This is a genomic window from Caldivirga sp. UBA161, from assembly GCF_002506515.1.
In the GTDB taxonomy this organism is placed as follows: Archaea; Thermoproteota; Thermoprotei; order Thermoproteales; family Thermocladiaceae; genus Caldivirga.
In genome coordinates this window covers 1,345-17,735 of record NZ_DAXS01000082.1, presented here as the reverse complement: position 1 = coordinate 17,735, position 16,391 = coordinate 1,345, and the positions used below count along the sequence as shown (strand labels likewise).

Genomic DNA, 16,391 nt, shown 5'->3' with positions numbered 1-16,391 from the left:
TCAACAGCCTTAGCTAATTCAATCATATGCCTAGCACCACGTAATGTGGGTGCATCTGGGAACTTAGCTACACCACCCTCCTCTAATGTAACCCCCTTAACCTCAACCATGGCGTAGCCACCATTGGGTGACTTAAGCATTAAATCAAACCTACCTTTACCAAACCTAGGCTCCCTCCTTAGGATCCTATAATCTCTTAAAATGAGGCCATTACCTATGAGCCAGGCGGCCACATTATTGTGAATAGCTGAGTTAACTAAGACTAATTCATCGCCTAAATCCACTGCAATTAAGTGGAACTTAGCCTTACCTGAACTCTTAGAGTATGCATAGAACTTAACGCCAGGTTTAAGTATTTCAGTTAAACGCCCAGGATCATGAATATGAACTAGTGCCTCAACTCCATTAATTACACCAATACCCAAAAACCTATTGATTCTCTTAACTAAGGTTCCCTCAACATCAGGCTTACTAATGGTGAAGCCTAATATGGTAACCACCTTTAGGTTCATTAACTTGACCTTAAATATGCTCTTCCCTATGTTTTTAATTACTTCAGTTTTAGGTTATTGGGCCTTTAAGTACCTCACCTAGGGCGTTAACAATTGCTTCCACATCATCACTGCTTATCATGTATGGTGGTAGGAATCTAACCACATTAACCCCAGCTGTTAAAGCTAGGATGCCGTGCTTCATTAATGCCTCAACGTAGGGTTCAGCCTTAGTCCTTAATTCCACGCCTATCATTAAACCCATACCCTTAACCCTAATTACAAGCCTTGAATTCAACTCACTAAGCCTCTTAGCGAATAGGGAGCCAGCCTCCTTAACTATACTTGGTACATTAACCTTAGTGAAGACTTTAGTGGCTGAGGCGGCGGCAGCCATAACCACTGGGTTACCTGCGAATGTTGAGCCATGCTCCCCAGGGCTGAAGACATCCCCAAGCTCTTTCTTAGCCACCACTAGGCCTATGGGTAATCCGCCGGCAATAGCCTTACCTGCAGTGAATAAGTCTGGTTCAACACCATAATGCTGGAATGCCCATACTTCACCAGTCCTACCGAAGCCGCATTGAATTTCATCAAATATAAGTAATGCATTAACCCTACTTGTGGCCTCCCTTAATGCCTTCAAGAAATTAGCTGTAGCTGTGTTTAAACCACCCTCACCCTGAACTGGTTCAACTATTACGCAGCATACGTCATCATCAATTAGCTTATCAACCTCATTAACGTTATTAAATGTACCAAACCTCACATGAGGGTAAAGGGGCTGGAAGGCCTTCCTATAGTTTTCATTCCAAGTCACTGAGAGGCTACCTAGGGTTCTTCCATGGAATGAGTTCGTGAAGGCAACTATAGTCTTCCTCCTGGTTACCTTCTTCCCTATCTTAATAGCCGTTTCAACAGCCTCAGTACCAGTATTTTGAGGAAATATTGTTTCGAAGTTACTGGGTATTATTTTGGAGAATTCCCTTACGAATTCATCCCTAGCCTCATTACCCATGTTAAGTGGTACTGTGGTTATTTTATCCAACTGAGCCTTCACTGCATTAATTATTTCAGGGTTTGAGTGCCCCATGAAGGCTACTCCATGGCCAGTATTAGCATCAATATACCTATTACCTTCAGAATCCCACACGTACTGCATACTACCCTTAACAATGTCTATTGGGTAAACCTTATAGTACCTGGCTAACCTAACCATTTTAACCACCCATTAGTTCAGCCTCAGCCTTATTAACTCTTACCATTAATTCCTTAACCCTGGCCTCAATGCTATTTAATTCAATTAACCTAGCCTTAGCTGATTCAGTAACCACGCTTGGGTTAGGCCCCCCTAAAACCTCCTTACCCTCAATGGCATCAGTGGGGTTGATTCCCGGATTCCTCCCCTCCCTAATCATTACAGCCACCTCCCTATGGGCATCCCTGAAGGGTATTTTCTCATTCATTGACATTAATTCAGCGTACTCAGCTGCCGTGACAGGGTATTTGGCTAAGTCCTCATTAACCCTCCCCTCATTAACCCTAATCCCCCTTAGTAAATCAGTCATTATGCCTACGCCATCAATAGCTATCCTCATTATTGACCAAGCATGCCTAGCCTCCTCCTGTAGGTCAAGTTGGTAGCCGGCCTCAACAGGCCTCTCAATGGCGTACATTGCTGTTAAATGGCCTACAGCCTCCCCTATCCTAGCCCTGAAAACCTCAAGTGTAGCTGGGTTGCGTTTATGAGGCATTATGCTGCTTGTGGCTAGGTGGCTTGGGTCAAGGGTTACGTAATTTAACTGAGGTGTGAGCCACATTTCAATATTATTAATGAACCTACCTAATTCAACTAAATATGATACTATGATTGATGCTGGGGCAAGCATGAAGTACCTTGAACCCGTTGCATATATCGTGTTCTCAACGATACCATTGAAGGCAAGTTCCTCAGCCTCCCTAACCCTGTTTAATTTAACCATGGTACCCGCCAATGGCCCTGAACCTAAAGGTGACTTATTAACCACTTCATAAATTGTAAGGAGGTTAGTTAGGAAGTCACTGCTTAATTCATCTAGGTAAAGCATGTAATGCCCCAATGTTGTTACCTGTGCAGGCTGCCTATGAGTAGTACCAATTATGACTGAACTAGCGGTTTCAATAGCCTTATTCAAAGCCACCCTCCTCAACTCAATGACCCTGGAGGCCAACTCAAGTATAAGCCCCCTAAGCCTCAGCCTGAGGGCCGCCGCCACGTGATCATTCCTAGACCTACCTAATCCAATCCACCCACCGGCGTCACCAAGCCTATGAATTAACGTAGCCTCAATGTACTCATGAACATCCTCATACTCATCACCGGGCCTATACTGCTCCTTGGCGATGGACCTTAAGGTGTTGACTATGGCTTCTGCATCACTACTTGATAATGCACCAACCCTGCCTAATTCATTAACGTGCGTTATTAATGAAAGTATGACTTCTCTATATATTTCAATATCATCAATTAGGGACGAAATGTACCTAATTTTACTTAATTCCCCCCTCCCCAGAAGCCCCTCACGATACACCACTACCCCACCTTACCCTATAGGCGGTTAATGAATGCATTACCCACATGCTTATGAAGCCCCTTGCCTCCTCATCACTTGGATACCAACCCTTCACATAGTCTGCAATCTCCTTACTGTAGCTGGCGTATGGGCTTGACCTACCTGTTATCATTAAGCCACCGCGTACAGTAACCTTAACCACGCCAGTCACCCACTTATTCATGGCTCTAGCAGCCTCCTCAAGCTCAATGCGTAGTGGTTCATGCCAAAGCCCCTGGTATATTAGGTCAGTCCAAGTCTGATCCATGAGCCTCTTAAACCTATACTCAATTGGCGTGTAGATTAACTTCTCAAGGTCCCTATGAGCCTCTATTAGCGTTAATGCGGCTGGAGCCTCATAAACCTCCCTTGACTTAAATCCAACAACCCTATTCTCAACGTGGTCAACCCTACCATAACCATGACCACCAACAAGCTTATTGAGCGCTAGTATAAGTTCGGAAAGCCTCATTTTCTCCCCATTCACAGCCACCGGTATACCACTCTTGAATTCAATTTCAAGTCTAAGAGGTTCATTAACCTTACTTGGGTTAACAGTCCACTTGAAGGCATCTTCAGGTGGCTCAACCATTGGGTCATCTAGCTCAGGGCCCTCAATGCTCCTTGTCCATAAGTTATCATCTATACTGAACCTACTGTGGACTTCAGGGATGGGGATGTTATTCCTCCTAGCATACTCAACCTCAGTTTTCCTATCCATTCCCCATATCCTAGCCGGTGCAATTATGGTTAAGTCAGGGGCCATGGCTTTTATAGCCTCCTCAAACCTAACTTGGTCATTACCCTTGGAGGTTGAGCCATGGGCAATAGCATCACAACCCTCCCTCCTGGCAACCTCAATAACCTTCTCAGCTATTAACGGCCTAGCTAATGCTGTTCCAAGTGGGTACTTATCCTCATATAGGGCATTCAGCATTATTGCTGAGGCTATGGGGCCATTGGTAAAATCATCCCTGGCATCAATTGTGTAGTGCTTAAGTACGCCGAGTTTATAGGCCCTATTCTCTATTTCATTGAAGTCATCTTCCTGGCCCACATTAACGGTTACAGTCACAACCTCTGCATTGAACTTACTTTTTAACCAGTGGATAGCCACAGTGGTATCTAAACCACCTGAGTAGGCTAGGGCTATCCTACTGGGCCTCCTCGTCCCAGGTTATCCATAAGCCTACGTAAAGTGGTTATTAATAAGCGTTACGCAATGATTAACAGGATTAAGGCTTATTGCCGCATTGCCTTAAGAACAATACTTAATTTAATCAATAATGGACTTTAAACACACTATTAGTACATGTGTACGGTACCCTGCTCCAGTATTTTCTTGAAGGCGTAGTTGGTTAACCATATGCCTAATATTATGTATATTACTGATAGTATTGTTAAGACCACTAAGTCATTAACCATACTACTTAATCCATCACCAGATAGCATTGCCTTCCTTAAGCCGTCAAGAGCCCATGTTAAGGATAAGGCGTAGCTCATGTCCTTAAGCCAAGTGGGTAATATTGATACTGGGAAGACCACGTTACCAAGTATATTAGTGGCCACTGAGGTGAATAAGGCCACTGGATTACCCTGCTTAACTATGAGGACTACCGCACCTGATATTAGGTTTAAGCCTATTATTGACACCATATATAATAGTAGAACCACGAAGGTTGAGAGGGGGTTAATAATGTACTTTATCCCTAAGCCATAGCCAATAGCCAACACCGTGACCGTGCTTATTGAATTTATTACGAACCCCCATACCGTGGAGTAGAACATAAGCGACATTGGCTTAAGTGGCGCCGCCATCTGGTACTCTAGGGTACCTATTAACTCCTCATTCCTAATTCTACCAGCCAACGTAGCTACTGCTGATGAGAAGTAGCCTTGGAATGCAATACCAACTGTCGCAAACGCCGTATAACTATAGTTTGATGCTATCGCCATGGACATTTTACTTGCCCCAAAGGTTAAACCAATGAAGTAGTATAGGAATACTGGAATTGTCCAACTTATGAAGTTTAACGCAACCTGGGTCTTATAACTAACCCAAACCTTAAATCCCCTAATCACCACGAAGGAGTATAATTTAGCCGCTAAACCCATGGCCCACCACCCCTCCTGTTCATTCTCTCCTCAATCCTAGCATTCCTTTCAGCAAAAGCAACCTCAACATTAAGGTCAATCACCCTGAGGCCACCATCCATTGAGGCAAGCTTCTTAATTAAGTCATTAAACCTATCAATACTAGCGTAAATAACGTAACTACCATCACCTAAGTCTGTAATCCTGAAGCCGTCTAACGGCGGTAATGTACCCTTAACAAGCACTTTAACAATCTTAAGGGTTGGTAGAGTATTCACTATGTTTCTATTCAAGTAAATAACCCTATCGGCAAGCTCAATCTCCTGTGGGTCATGGCTAGCCATTATTATTGTCTTCCTACCCTTAAGTCTCCTTATGTGGTCAAGTATTATTCTTTTACCATCAACATCAATACCACTGGTTGGTTCATCAAGAAGCAGTATGTCTGGGTCATGCATCATTGCCCTAGCTAACTCAAGCCTCCTCATCATGCCTGTACTGTATGTTGCAACCCAGTCATTAGCCCTTTCAGCCAAGCCAAACTCCCTAAGTAACTCAAGGCCCCTCCTCCTAGCCTCCTTAACTGATAAACCGTATAATGTACCAAAGAACACCAAGTTATCCAATGCGCTAATCCTCCAGTAAACTCCCCTATCCATGGGTGTCATGAAGCCTACATGGCGCTTAGCCTCAGCTCTATGGGCATCAATACCATAAATAAGCACCTTACCTGAATCAGGCAGTAAAACACCAGCAGCCATTCTAAGTAATGTAGTTTTACCTGCACCGTTAGGACCCACCAACGCTATTACTTCACCATCATTGACTGTGAGGTTAATATTTTCAACAGCAACTATCTTATTAAAACGCTTAGTAACATTAGCAAACTCTACAGCAGGCATAAACTCGATATCGGGCTGAGTGTATAAATCTTTCTCTAATTGGTAATTATAATGAGGCATCAATAAGGTATATAGTAGAAAGTATATTTAGTGCATATTTATTATACTATATTTAATAAGATTGATATACATAATAAACGCAATACTTAAAAATATAGAATAAATTATACCGATATGAGTAAAGATGAGGGGGTAAGTAAGGCAGGAGGGAATAAGTCCAATACCTCCAATGAGGCTGAGCAAACTGATAAAATGCTTAGGCGCGCCTTAAATCAGTGGGATATTGCATTTCTGGTAATAGGCGCAATGATTGGTAGCGGCTGGTTATTTGCATCAGCTGGTGCATCATCATACGCAGGCCCTGCCGCAATACTATCATGGCTAATAGCTGGCTTCCTAATGATATTCATAGCCTTTACCTACGCGGAGATAAGCGGTATGCTTCCTAAATCAGGCGGTATTGTGAGGTACCCTCAGTATACTCATGGAGGCTTCGCATCATTTATGCTTGCCTGGGCCTACTTCCTAAGTGCAGTGACGGTAGCACCAAGTGAAGCAATAGCCGCAGTAACGTATATGTCAACATGGTTACCTCAATTAACTGTCAGTGGGATGTTGACCCCACTTGGTGTATTAGTTGCAGCAGTATTAGCAACCTTCTTCTTCATACTAAATTGGTTTGGTGTTCATGTAATGGGTAAGACTAATACGGCGGTTGGCTGGTGGAAGCTAGCCATCCCATCATTAACCTTCATCCTGCTCATGGCGTTAGCAATGCATTCAGTTAACTTCACTAGATTAGCAGGCGGCTTCATGCCATATGGCTCAGCAGCAGTATTCCTGGCTATTCCAACCACGGGAATAGCGTACGCCTACTTGGGATTTAGGCAGGGGGTTGATTATAGTGGTGAGGCTAGGAAGCCAACTGACGTAATAATGGGTACGATAATAGGCTTCATAGTTGTAATGATCATCTACGTACTGCTTCAAACATCATTCATAGGTGGGTTAAACTTCAACAACCTATATTTAGTTGATATAAATACTCAAACCAACCAGGTGGTTAAAGTTATTGGGCATCCAACAGCAGGCACGTGGAATTGGGGCTACATAAGCAATACAGGCGTACCAGTGGGCAGTAATATTGCTGAATTCGTAGCCTATAAATCAGGCAGTAGTTACGTTACATTGGCCAGTGGGCCATTTTACGGTATACTTGCATCAAGTGGTATTGCAATTCTAGCAGCCTTCGCAGTAATACTGCTTATCGATGCTGTGATTTCACCATCTGGTACAGGTTGGATTTACATAGGTACTACGGCAAGGACAATTTACGGTATGGCTGCGGATGGGCACTTACCTAACGTATTCCTTAGGCTTAATAAGTATAAGGTGCCGTTGTGGCCAACGTTAACCGCTTGGATACTGGGCATGCTCTTCCTGCTACCATTTCCAACATGGTTCGCAATATCATCCTTCATAACCACCACAACAGTGTTTACTTACATAGTTAGTGGGCCATCATTAATGACCCTTAGGAGGCTGGCGCCTAATGCACCTAGGCCCATTAAGCTTCCCCTAGCGTCAGTTATCGGGGCGATAGCAAGTATTGCGGCGTTCCTAATAGTCTATTGGTCAAGCTTCTATTACCTTTGGTTCGCATTTGCCTTGATTATGGCTGGATTACCGTTATTCTTCATGTACACTATGGTTAATAGGTATGGGGCCAGCAGGGGAATTAGTATTATTGCCAGTATTATTTACTGGATTGTATTAATAGCCTCAACCTACTTCCTAATCTACCTACCCTTTGCTAAACCCACTGGCTGGCCATCATTAAGCCCTGTCACTATGCTTAAGCTTCAATTCACCCATATAGTGGACTTCTTAGGCTATGTTGTAGTAACGTTAGTAACATTAGTGGCCTTAATTTACTGGGTTGCATCATCAGCAAGTAGTAAGGATCTCCGTAGCCACATTAATGCAGGTTGGTGGATAATAGCTGTTCTATATTCAGCATTAATACTATCATTCTTAGGTAGCTTCAGCGTCTTCCAGACTCCAGTAATACCATTCCCATGGGATACTGTGGCAGCAGCCATTGTTGCACTTGCCTTATACGTATATGGTGCCCGTAGTGGTTTATTAACTGATGACTTAATTACCGTGTTTAAGGAAATAGGAGTGAATATAAATAAGTAGTGTAGGTTTACTTAACTACATTTATTTCATTAAAAATCATTAATTTTAACCAAATACCTACTCTACTGGTTAATTAAGTTTAAGTTATAGTTAAATCTGCTTCCCCGGAAGTATGCCGAGGGCGATGGTCCTTATCTTCTCCATGCATGTTATTGAATCCCTAATTAACATACCTAACACTAATTCATTAACCTGAAGCTTACTGGCTAGGCAGGAGTTTTCAGCATAGAACCTGGCTAATACGTACTCATTACTCATTTCTATTAACTTATTAACCACAATCCAGCCATCTTCCACGGATTTCACATCCCTGTTAATACCCACTACCTTAGCCACCTCTGAAAGTAATTTTAAGCATACCTCATGAACCTTAACTGGGTTTGATAAGTTATTAGTCAGTTCATTCCTAAAGCCATCCTTAATGTACTCTATACTCATTTATTCTGAACCACCGTTATATTTTCATCTATGAAGATATTATCTTCATTAAATCCCTCCTCAAGGAGTAGTTTCTTAATCTTATACCTGTGGTCGCCCTGAATCTCAATCCTATTATCCTTAACAGTACCCCCAGCGGCCAACTTACGTTTAAGTTGCTTAGCCACCTCCTCTAGATTTATGTTCTTAGCATCATTACTATCAACCTCAATTATTGTTACGTAATGCGCCCTCCTCTTCTCAACCCTTATCCTAATTAAGGCTTGCTCCTTAGCTATTGACTCACTGAAAGCATTATCACTCCCGCTTATTGACGAGAGTAACTGGTCAATCACATTATCCTGGTTGGGCTTATTATCCACCTCTCCCATGACCTACATTTAATAAGACCAGCTTCCCCTATTTAAAGTTTCCCACGAACAGATACCATTAGGAAACTTAAGGAATGGAAACAGTAAACTTGAAAATAATGGTATAAATTACTAAGTGCACTCATTAGCTTAACGTAAATGCATCAAGGCATATTCACAGCATAGAAAATCACCACAGGTTTCATATATTTTGGGTTTGAAAATATTTTAATCATTTAACCCATTATTAAAACTCATAAACCTATAATTCAATGGATTAGGAAAGTAAATTATGCGTGGACTTGGATCTCCCAAGTACCCCTGCAATTAAGGATGAAGATTAAAGGAGGGAGGAATGGATAATGAGGAGGTGAGGGAAGCTTATAAATGGGGGATGACTTCTATACTAAAACACCCAATGCATTGCTTTGAAGAATTATGGTTGTAAGTCCATGCATTCATTAACTATTAGCATGAAAGCTAATCATTGCGTAAAGCTTTTTATTAACCATTAACATGTACCTTTAAGTACATTAATGTTTTCCTCACAGGATGTAGGTGAGGAACCTAGGCATGGGTTAAGGAACCACCATATATACCTTATTCCTACTACTTAATGTTAAGGCAGAGTGGTGGGGCCGCCGGGATTTGAACCCGGGATCACACGGGCCCGAGCCGTGCCTTAGGCGTGGTTAAACCCACGTGTCCTAACCAGGCTAGACTACGGCCCCGCATTCGCAATTACTTATTCTCCTTTTTAAGATTACTGCACCCTCCATCTTCAACATTATTTAAGGAGCTTTGCCACGTATTAGGAGTAATTAATTATGGTACCTTGAGGGGGCTGATGACCTCTAAGTATTCTAGTAAATCAGGATTAAGACTTGCGCCAGTTTAGNNTTAATTTTAGATACCTCTCTCATGCAGTATCCTATCTATTACTTCTAGTAGTTGAATAATGTCAGCCTTAGCTGATTCATCATCCCAATACTGGCTTAATAGCCCTGATTTATCAGGCCCATTATACTGATACTGATGAATAAGTATGGCTAAATTAGTGTACACACTTATATCACCACCTATTAATTGTGATACACGCTTTAATACATTACTTGGCATTATGGCTATTACCCAATCAACCTTCTCAATAACCCTATTACCCCTTACCTTAACTACACCTTTAAATAAGTCCTTCAACTTACTCCTATCCTCTGCAGCAAAGGCAGCAACTAAGGCCTTCCAGGCTTGATATGCCTTACCTGCGGCACCCCTAACAAGGCCCTCCTCAAGAAACCTCCTAGCCAACTCAGACTCATACCTAGCTTCCAGAAGCCTTATCTTCTTATAACCCTCTATGTCAAACCAAGGTTTAGGTAACTCCTGCATAGCCTACTCTAAATTAGGTTAAGTGCCTAGTATATTAAATTTAAGGATCAAGGTAAGTAATTCCCATGAGTATTATTGAATCAATTACCTCAAGTGGATAGCATTAAAGTGAAGTGTATTCCCTTAGTTAAAAATGACTTAACGAGTATTACTGTTGATATTCTTTACTTTATTTCTTCATATACATCAATGAACCTTAGGTACCACTCCCTGAACTCTTCTGGGGTCACAACATGTATCTCGAATGGTTCCTGTGCATTAACTGCCTTATGCAGTAGAGTAGAGATCCTACTCCTATCCCATTCATCCTTAAGTTCAGGAACCACAACTAATACATCTACATCACTATCAATCCTATAATCCCCCCTAGCCACTGAACCAAAGAGGAAGATCCTGCATTCAGGGCTTACCTCCTTCATGCAGGTTTCTTTCATGATCCTCAAGTAACTTCTCGCATTCCTAAGCATCTCCATTCTCCNNCTCCCATTTTTCCTTAAAGTAACTCAAGCTCATGCAGAATCAACCTCACTAGGTTCAATGCCTCCTGAACAGACCTCCCACTATATTGAATAGGCAGGTATCTGGCACTTATATAGGCTTGCCTTAATAAATCAAGGATATGAGCCTCCTTCTCCAATAATTCCCTTAACTTATCATTATTGGTCAGCTTAATGATGTCCTCAAGGAGGTCCATTACATCATGTGCCCTCTTAAAGGTTCCCGTCCTCTCATAGAGAGTGTACTTTAAGGCAAGTTGCAGCGCTTGCTCAAGGTGAAACATGGCTAAATTAAGCTCACCATCATTGAAATCCCGTTCAGCTTCCCTTAAGAAGCTTAATGCGTTTCTTCGTAAGTACGACATATGTGGTTACTATTCGCCTTACCTTAAAAGCATCCTCTTAATATTTCTATTAGCATCTCTAGAGAAGCTTAATGAAGTTTCACTAGGATTAACTAGAGTAATGAGGCATAGGAGTATTATTTACTTAGTACCTCCTCATAAATCTTCTTCATCATGCTCCTAACCTTACCTAAATTATGGTTCTCTATGAGTCTTTGATACTGTAGGTTCGCCTTGACCTCATGTTCCCTCTTATCCAGGTACCTTAATGTGTTTTCAATTAGGCAGTTTAAGTCACTTGGGGGGCATACTACACCTCCATTAACCTTAACGAATTCCCCAAGCCCTTCAACATCAGTAGCCACTACAATAGACCTATTAGCCATTGCATCCATGGCAGCTAATCCATATGCTTCATGCCTAGATGGTGCCAGGGTAACCATGGATCCCGCAAGTATTTTAAGAACCCTGGACCTTGGTAAGTAAGCGTAGTACTCATCAATGAATCTTGGTGCACTATGTGGTATTTGCCCAATATATATTGTTTTAATAGAGGGGTCAATGGACTTAACCATAGCCATGACCTTCAAGGCTAAGTCACCGCCCTTCCTATAATAATCATAACCCACGAAGGCCACTGCCTTAATTTTAGTGGCCTCAACTCTGAACAATGGCTCAACATAGGGTAATGGAATCACCTTCACTTGCTCATCATTGAAGCCATCCCTCAATAACCCATCTCTAGCCCACCTGCTCCAAGTAATTATTAATGAATCCCTATATAGCGCCCTCACTGGTGCTTTAGTAATGGCCATGTTTAAGTAACCTGTGAAGAATTGGCCTGGGGATTGATCAGTCTCAAGTATTAGCTTGGTCCCAGGCCTAATGTACCAGAAGAACGCATGCACTATACTGCTTAGTCTTCTTAAATTATCGTGAAGTACCTTAACCACTAGCCTAAGTCCAGATAAGGCATCAGGACCCATGGATCTGGATTCAATTATCGATGATACGTCACCAGTAATCTCTATTTCAAAGTCACTGTAGGGTAGTGAAAATAATCTAAGCATGGGTCCAAACCTCCTAATGAACCCATTAGCATTAATTGGCACTAGTACCGTTACCTTAGCCACAAATTACCCTTAAGTAGGGGTTGTTTTTCTATTTGACCACTATGCGGCCTTCACATTCATAAAGTTATTTTATAAACCCTATTAACGTAAAAGTATAATCCTCATCAACATTACCATTGGATATTAGAATGAATATTAGGAAGCCTCAAGATTTAACTATTATTTTAAAAGACACCTAACCTATAGAGCATGTATATGCCTACTAATACTATTATGACTCCATAAGCCACCCTAAGCGTGTTCTTAGGGGCCTTAACTGCTATACTTGTCCCAGCGTAACCACCAGCAATACCTCCAAGTACGTATAATACTGCAATAAGCGCCAGTACCTCACCATAGGCCCAATACTCCGCCCCACTGGCTACGCCAAAGGTACCTACGCTTATTAGTGATGTTCCAATAGCCCTAGTTATGCATAGGCCTGTTGAGAACATTAGCGCTGGCACAATGAGGAAACCACCCCCTATTCCAAAGTATCCACTCACTAGGCCAACTACAAAACCAGCGCTAGCCACCTTCATAATGGTGCCTAATGTTAACCTTGGGCACCTGTTAAGTGACTGAATAACCCTATCTACCTCATCCTCAGTACCCGCCTTGGATGATTCCCTCCTCACAGCCACATATATTCCAAGCACTATCATGGCTATGGAGAAGTATATTAATAACCTAGTACCTGGTGTAATGTGGCCTAGGTATGCTCCTATTAATGCACCCACCACACCAACACCAGCAAATATGCCACCAACCCTTGGTGCAACATTATGCTTCCTGAGGTGCATGTAGGAGTTTACATATGCGTTTAAACCAACTGCCAATGCCGTGGTGCCTATGGCTATGTGGGCGGCATTAGGTATTGTATCTAGGCCTACTAGGTATAGGAAGAGGGGTACAGCCAGTATTGAGCCTCCTCCCCCTATTAAGCCCAGTGAAAAACCTACCAGTATTCCTGATATTACTGAGAGCACGTATTGGAGTGGTGTTATGTATATCATAATCCACGCTTAACTAGCTTCTAATTTAAAAGCTATTTCGTCAAAAATATGACGTGTAGTTACATTTATTTACCAGTTTAGGATAGTTTAGTTATGGTTAGTGTCCAGCAGGCCGTTAGGGTCATTGTGGAAGAAAACCCCCTCTACGTGATCGCATTATCAAGCGGTATAGCTAACCTATCAGCCATAGCCAGGGAGGTTAAACCACTTGTTGAATCAATAGTCGGTAAGGAGGTTAACTTAATGACCATAGTTAAGGCATTGGAGAGATTAACATTTAGGAAAACACCAACTTCAATAAGGGATATTGGTGAAGCCCTAGAGAAGGCTGAGGTAGTTATATTTAATGGCGTTGATGAAGTTGAATTAAGCCTAGTGAATACTGTTAAGCTTTATGAGTCCCATGAATTACTGGAGTTGTTTAAAGGCTACTCAATACTCTTAACCGATGGAGAAAGAGTTAAGCTGATAGCACCAGTTGCAATTCTAAGTAAATTCACTAACCCAGCGGGTAAGCAGGAATATACCTTAGTTAGAATAATGTTTGGTGAGAAGGCGCCTGTGGGTTTTGTAACATTTATGGTTCAGTTGGCTAGGGCAAGTGGAATAATGATAAGGCACATGCTTAGGTATGATAATGACGTATTCATAGTTGTTGAAAGAAGCTACGCAGTGGCATTACTCAAGTTAATTGAAGATTTAAGGAACAGTGTTAAGAGGAGGCAAGTGAATCAGGGCAATGATATAAATAAATAACCCTCCTACCCTCATTGCATAATGAGGATAAGAGACTTACGTAATGTAAGTAAGATAGTGCTGGCCCTGGACTTAACTGAACCTAAAAGGTATTGGGATATTATGGGTGAATTAAGGGGCTTAGTTAAGATAGTTAAAGTTAGTTGGGTAACGTTACTTACAATAGGGCCTGATGGATTACGTAGCTTAATAAGTGATAATAATGATGTTTACTTCCTCATGGATGCTAAACTAGCTGATGTAGGCTTCATAAACAATATAATTGCAAACAGGCTTAAGGAACTGGGTATTAGTGGGGTTATAGTCCATGGATTCGTAGGTAAGGTTAACATGCCTAATGTAAGTGACCTAGATCTACTGGTGCTGGTTTCCATGACTAGTGGAGGTGAGTTATATGACTCTAACTTTGAGAAAGTAATTAGTATTATTAAGGAAATAAACGCCGCTGGAGCAATTATTGGCGGTAATAAGCCTGGCTTAATAAGGAGGGCAAGATTATACTTAGGCAGCGAGTATGTAATACTTAGTCCAGGTATTGGTGCGCAGGGAGTTAAGCCAGGTTGTGCAATAGCTAATGGTGCTGATTTTGAAATAGTGGGGAGGGCTATATATGAGTCAAGTAACCCTAGGGATTCATTCATTAAAATTGAGGAGGAGTCTAGGAAGGCTAAGTGTACCTAGATTATTAGGCAAATAAAAAATAAAAATGTTTTTACATTTATGTTATTATTTTTAAACTAAAATTACTCAATCTTGCCTATTGCCTTCCTTAATGTCTTACCGTTGGGGCACTTGAAGAGGCCTATTACCACACCCTTCCTGCCCTTTGGCTGAAGCACCCATGCCTTAACTGGCTTTAGCTTAACCATCTGCCCATCGCACTCCACTTCATACTCCTTATTGAGGTATTGCTGTACGTTTACTGCCATACCGGTCAATAAGTATACGGTGTAATGGCTAATAAACATGAAGAGCATTAATTATGGAGAAAAGAGATTAATTTTCTCTCTTTTAATAATCAAATATGCCATCATTACGTAGGAGATTGCTTATATTTAACCATAGATTATTCATAAATCTCTCAATTAAATCACCAAAGCTTATTAGCAAGCAAACACTCTTATTACTCATTAATGATTACTGATCCTGGAAAAGAATTGCTAAGGCTTTTCACGGTTAATAGGGGCTTATAAGGAAGTTTACTTAAATACATACATTATTAATTACCCTAAAATTGAAAACTATTCTTCCTCACTACCCCTACTCCTAAATTTATTAACGTAACCTCTACCTGGATCCTCATTTTCATATAATTCCCTCCTCCTGGCTTCAAGTAGATTATCACTTAATCCAAGGAGGGAAGCGTAAGTATGCGCTTTAATCATACTTGGTAGGTAATCCCTCCAATTAATTATCCTAAGTAAATGGTGAGCAATCACTAGCTTCCTAGGCTTAACAGTATTCCATATTATAATTAGGTTATTATTAGCCTCATCAAGATCCTCCTGCTTGAAGGATTTACCACCGAGGAGGTATGCTGGAAAGCCACCTACTATTAGGGTTTCAGCCTTAAGGCTTAATGCAAATTCCACAGCCTCCCTGGATAATGGGCCCTGAACATCAGGTATGTAGGCGAGGGAACTGGATTCATCAATAATACCTAAACCCACCACGTATCCAGTCCTACTGCCTGGTTTGCCATGGGGTATTGGGTTAGAGAATATGAGCCTAGTGCCGTCAATATTAATAACTTGCCCATCACATTTAATCCACTTACCCACTAAGCTTTGAACAGCCTTAAAGAGCCCAATACCCCTCCTCCTTTGGCTTGGGTTAACGGTTTCATAATCCTTAGCTAATACCACCTTACCTTCATAAATCAATTCATAATCCTTGGCGCCAGTACCCATGTAAATGCTACCGTAGGGTGGGGTGAAGTGATCCCTATGGTAATGGGATATGAATATGTAATCAGCCTTACTCACCATATTCATTAACCTATCCCTAAAGGCCTTAAGTGCATCAAACTCCCTTGGATGCGGTGGTAAGCCAAACCTAAATGGTGCCAGGCTTGCCCCTGGATCAATCAGTATCCTTAAACTCTTAGTCTCTACGTAAAGGCTCATGGATCTGACGCCAAGGCTCTCCTCACCAAGCGGTGTAATTAACATGAGCACACTGGTACTTAGGCTGAATTTAACCTTAAGCACCC

The 16,391-nt window shown here is 41.7% G+C and carries 18 protein-coding genes and 1 tRNA gene; 3 read left to right on the top strand and 16 right to left on the bottom strand.

Annotated elements, in window-relative coordinates; genetic code table 11:
- From BP896_RS09250 to BP896_RS09225, 6 genes are all read right to left on the bottom strand, one after another.
- Positions 1-512 (bottom strand): DNA/RNA nuclease SfsA (locus BP896_RS09250; protein ID WP_414633194.1); only part of this gene is annotated, 512 nt, incomplete at its 3' end.
- A 49-nt stretch (positions 513-561) separates the two neighbouring features.
- Entirely contained in the window at positions 562-1,710 is a 1,149-nt protein-coding gene (locus tag BP896_RS09245; RefSeq protein ID WP_291767769.1) for an aspartate aminotransferase family protein, read from the bottom strand.
- Between the two features lies 1 nt (position 1,711).
- Positions 1,712-3,064 carry an argininosuccinate lyase gene (locus tag BP896_RS09240; protein ID WP_291767767.1) on the bottom strand — a complete coding sequence of 451 codons (1,353 nt, stop codon included), beginning with the start codon at positions 3,062-3,064 and terminating at the stop codon, positions 1,712-1,714.
- Positions 3,051-4,235: an argininosuccinate synthase gene (locus tag BP896_RS09235; RefSeq protein WP_291767792.1), complete on the bottom strand. Its 1,185-nt coding sequence runs from the start codon at positions 4,233-4,235 to the stop codon at positions 3,051-3,053. The genes BP896_RS09240 and BP896_RS09235 overlap by 14 nt, the downstream gene beginning before the upstream one ends.
- 152 nt (positions 4,236-4,387) lie before the next feature.
- Positions 4,388-5,197, bottom strand: coding sequence for an ABC transporter permease (locus tag BP896_RS09230; RefSeq protein ID WP_291767765.1), 810 nt, complete (start codon positions 5,195-5,197; stop codon positions 4,388-4,390).
- Positions 5,188-6,078, bottom strand: a complete 891-nt coding sequence (locus tag BP896_RS09225) for an ABC transporter ATP-binding protein (RefSeq protein ID WP_291767763.1) — start codon at positions 6,076-6,078, stop codon at positions 5,188-5,190. Before BP896_RS09225 ends, BP896_RS09230 begins: the two co-directional genes overlap by 10 nt.
- Positions 6,079-6,252: 174 nt before the next feature.
- On the opposite strand from BP896_RS09225, the gene BP896_RS09220 reads away from it, so the two are divergent.
- Positions 6,253-8,280, top strand: a complete 2,028-nt coding sequence (locus tag BP896_RS09220; RefSeq protein WP_291767762.1) for an APC family permease — start codon at positions 6,253-6,255, stop codon at positions 8,278-8,280.
- A 90-nt stretch (positions 8,281-8,370) separates the two neighbouring features.
- Here the strand turns inward: BP896_RS09220 and BP896_RS09215 are convergent, their stop codons facing one another.
- The 8 genes from BP896_RS09215 to BP896_RS09180 form a co-directional block, all read right to left on the bottom strand.
- On the bottom strand, positions 8,371-8,718 hold the full coding sequence (locus BP896_RS09215; protein WP_291767760.1) for a hypothetical protein: 348 nt from the start codon (positions 8,716-8,718) through the stop codon (positions 8,371-8,373).
- Positions 8,715-9,089, bottom strand: coding sequence for a translation initiation factor (locus tag BP896_RS09210; protein ID WP_414633193.1), 375 nt, complete (start codon positions 9,087-9,089; stop codon positions 8,715-8,717). The genes BP896_RS09215 and BP896_RS09210 overlap by 4 nt, the downstream gene beginning before the upstream one ends.
- 609 nt (positions 9,090-9,698) lie before the next feature.
- Positions 9,699-9,799, bottom strand: a tRNA-Pro gene (locus BP896_RS09205).
- 175 nt (positions 9,800-9,974) lie between these two features.
- Entirely contained in the window at positions 9,975-10,454 is a 480-nt protein-coding gene (locus tag BP896_RS09200) for a PaREP1 family protein (RefSeq protein ID WP_291767758.1), read from the bottom strand.
- A gap of 164 nt (positions 10,455-10,618) precedes the next feature.
- On the bottom strand, positions 10,619-10,927 hold the full coding sequence (locus tag BP896_RS09195) for a nucleotidyltransferase domain-containing protein (RefSeq protein WP_291767756.1): 309 nt from the start codon (positions 10,925-10,927) through the stop codon (positions 10,619-10,621).
- Positions 10,928-10,947: 20 nt separating this feature from the next.
- Positions 10,948-11,316, bottom strand: coding sequence for a HEPN domain-containing protein (locus BP896_RS09190; RefSeq protein ID WP_291767754.1), 369 nt, complete (start codon positions 11,314-11,316; stop codon positions 10,948-10,950).
- A 116-nt stretch (positions 11,317-11,432) separates the two neighbouring features.
- Complete coding sequence (locus BP896_RS09185) at positions 11,433-12,428, bottom strand: glycosyltransferase family 4 protein (protein WP_291767753.1); 996 nt, start codon at positions 12,426-12,428, stop codon at positions 11,433-11,435.
- A 164-nt stretch (positions 12,429-12,592) separates the two neighbouring features.
- Positions 12,593-13,423, bottom strand: coding sequence for a sulfite exporter TauE/SafE family protein (locus BP896_RS09180; protein ID WP_291767752.1), 831 nt, complete (start codon positions 13,421-13,423; stop codon positions 12,593-12,595).
- Between the two features lie 93 nt (positions 13,424-13,516).
- Between BP896_RS09180 and BP896_RS09175 the strand changes: the two genes are divergently transcribed.
- Positions 13,517-14,179, top strand: a complete 663-nt coding sequence (locus BP896_RS09175; RefSeq protein ID WP_291767751.1) for a hypothetical protein — start codon at positions 13,517-13,519, stop codon at positions 14,177-14,179.
- A gap of 21 nt (positions 14,180-14,200) precedes the next feature.
- On the top strand, positions 14,201-14,860 hold the full coding sequence (locus BP896_RS09170) for an orotidine 5'-phosphate decarboxylase / HUMPS family protein (protein WP_291767749.1): 660 nt from the start codon (positions 14,201-14,203) through the stop codon (positions 14,858-14,860).
- Between the two features lie 62 nt (positions 14,861-14,922).
- On the opposite strand, the gene BP896_RS09165 is transcribed toward BP896_RS09170, so the two are convergent.
- Together BP896_RS09165 and BP896_RS09160 are read right to left on the bottom strand one after the other, a co-directional pair.
- Entirely contained in the window at positions 14,923-15,108 is a 186-nt protein-coding gene (locus tag BP896_RS09165; RefSeq protein WP_291767748.1) for a chromatin protein Cren7, read from the bottom strand.
- A gap of 312 nt (positions 15,109-15,420) precedes the next feature.
- Positions 15,421-16,391, bottom strand: a 971-nt coding sequence (locus tag BP896_RS09160) for an MBL fold metallo-hydrolase (protein ID WP_291767746.1), incomplete at its 5' end; no start/stop codon positions are given.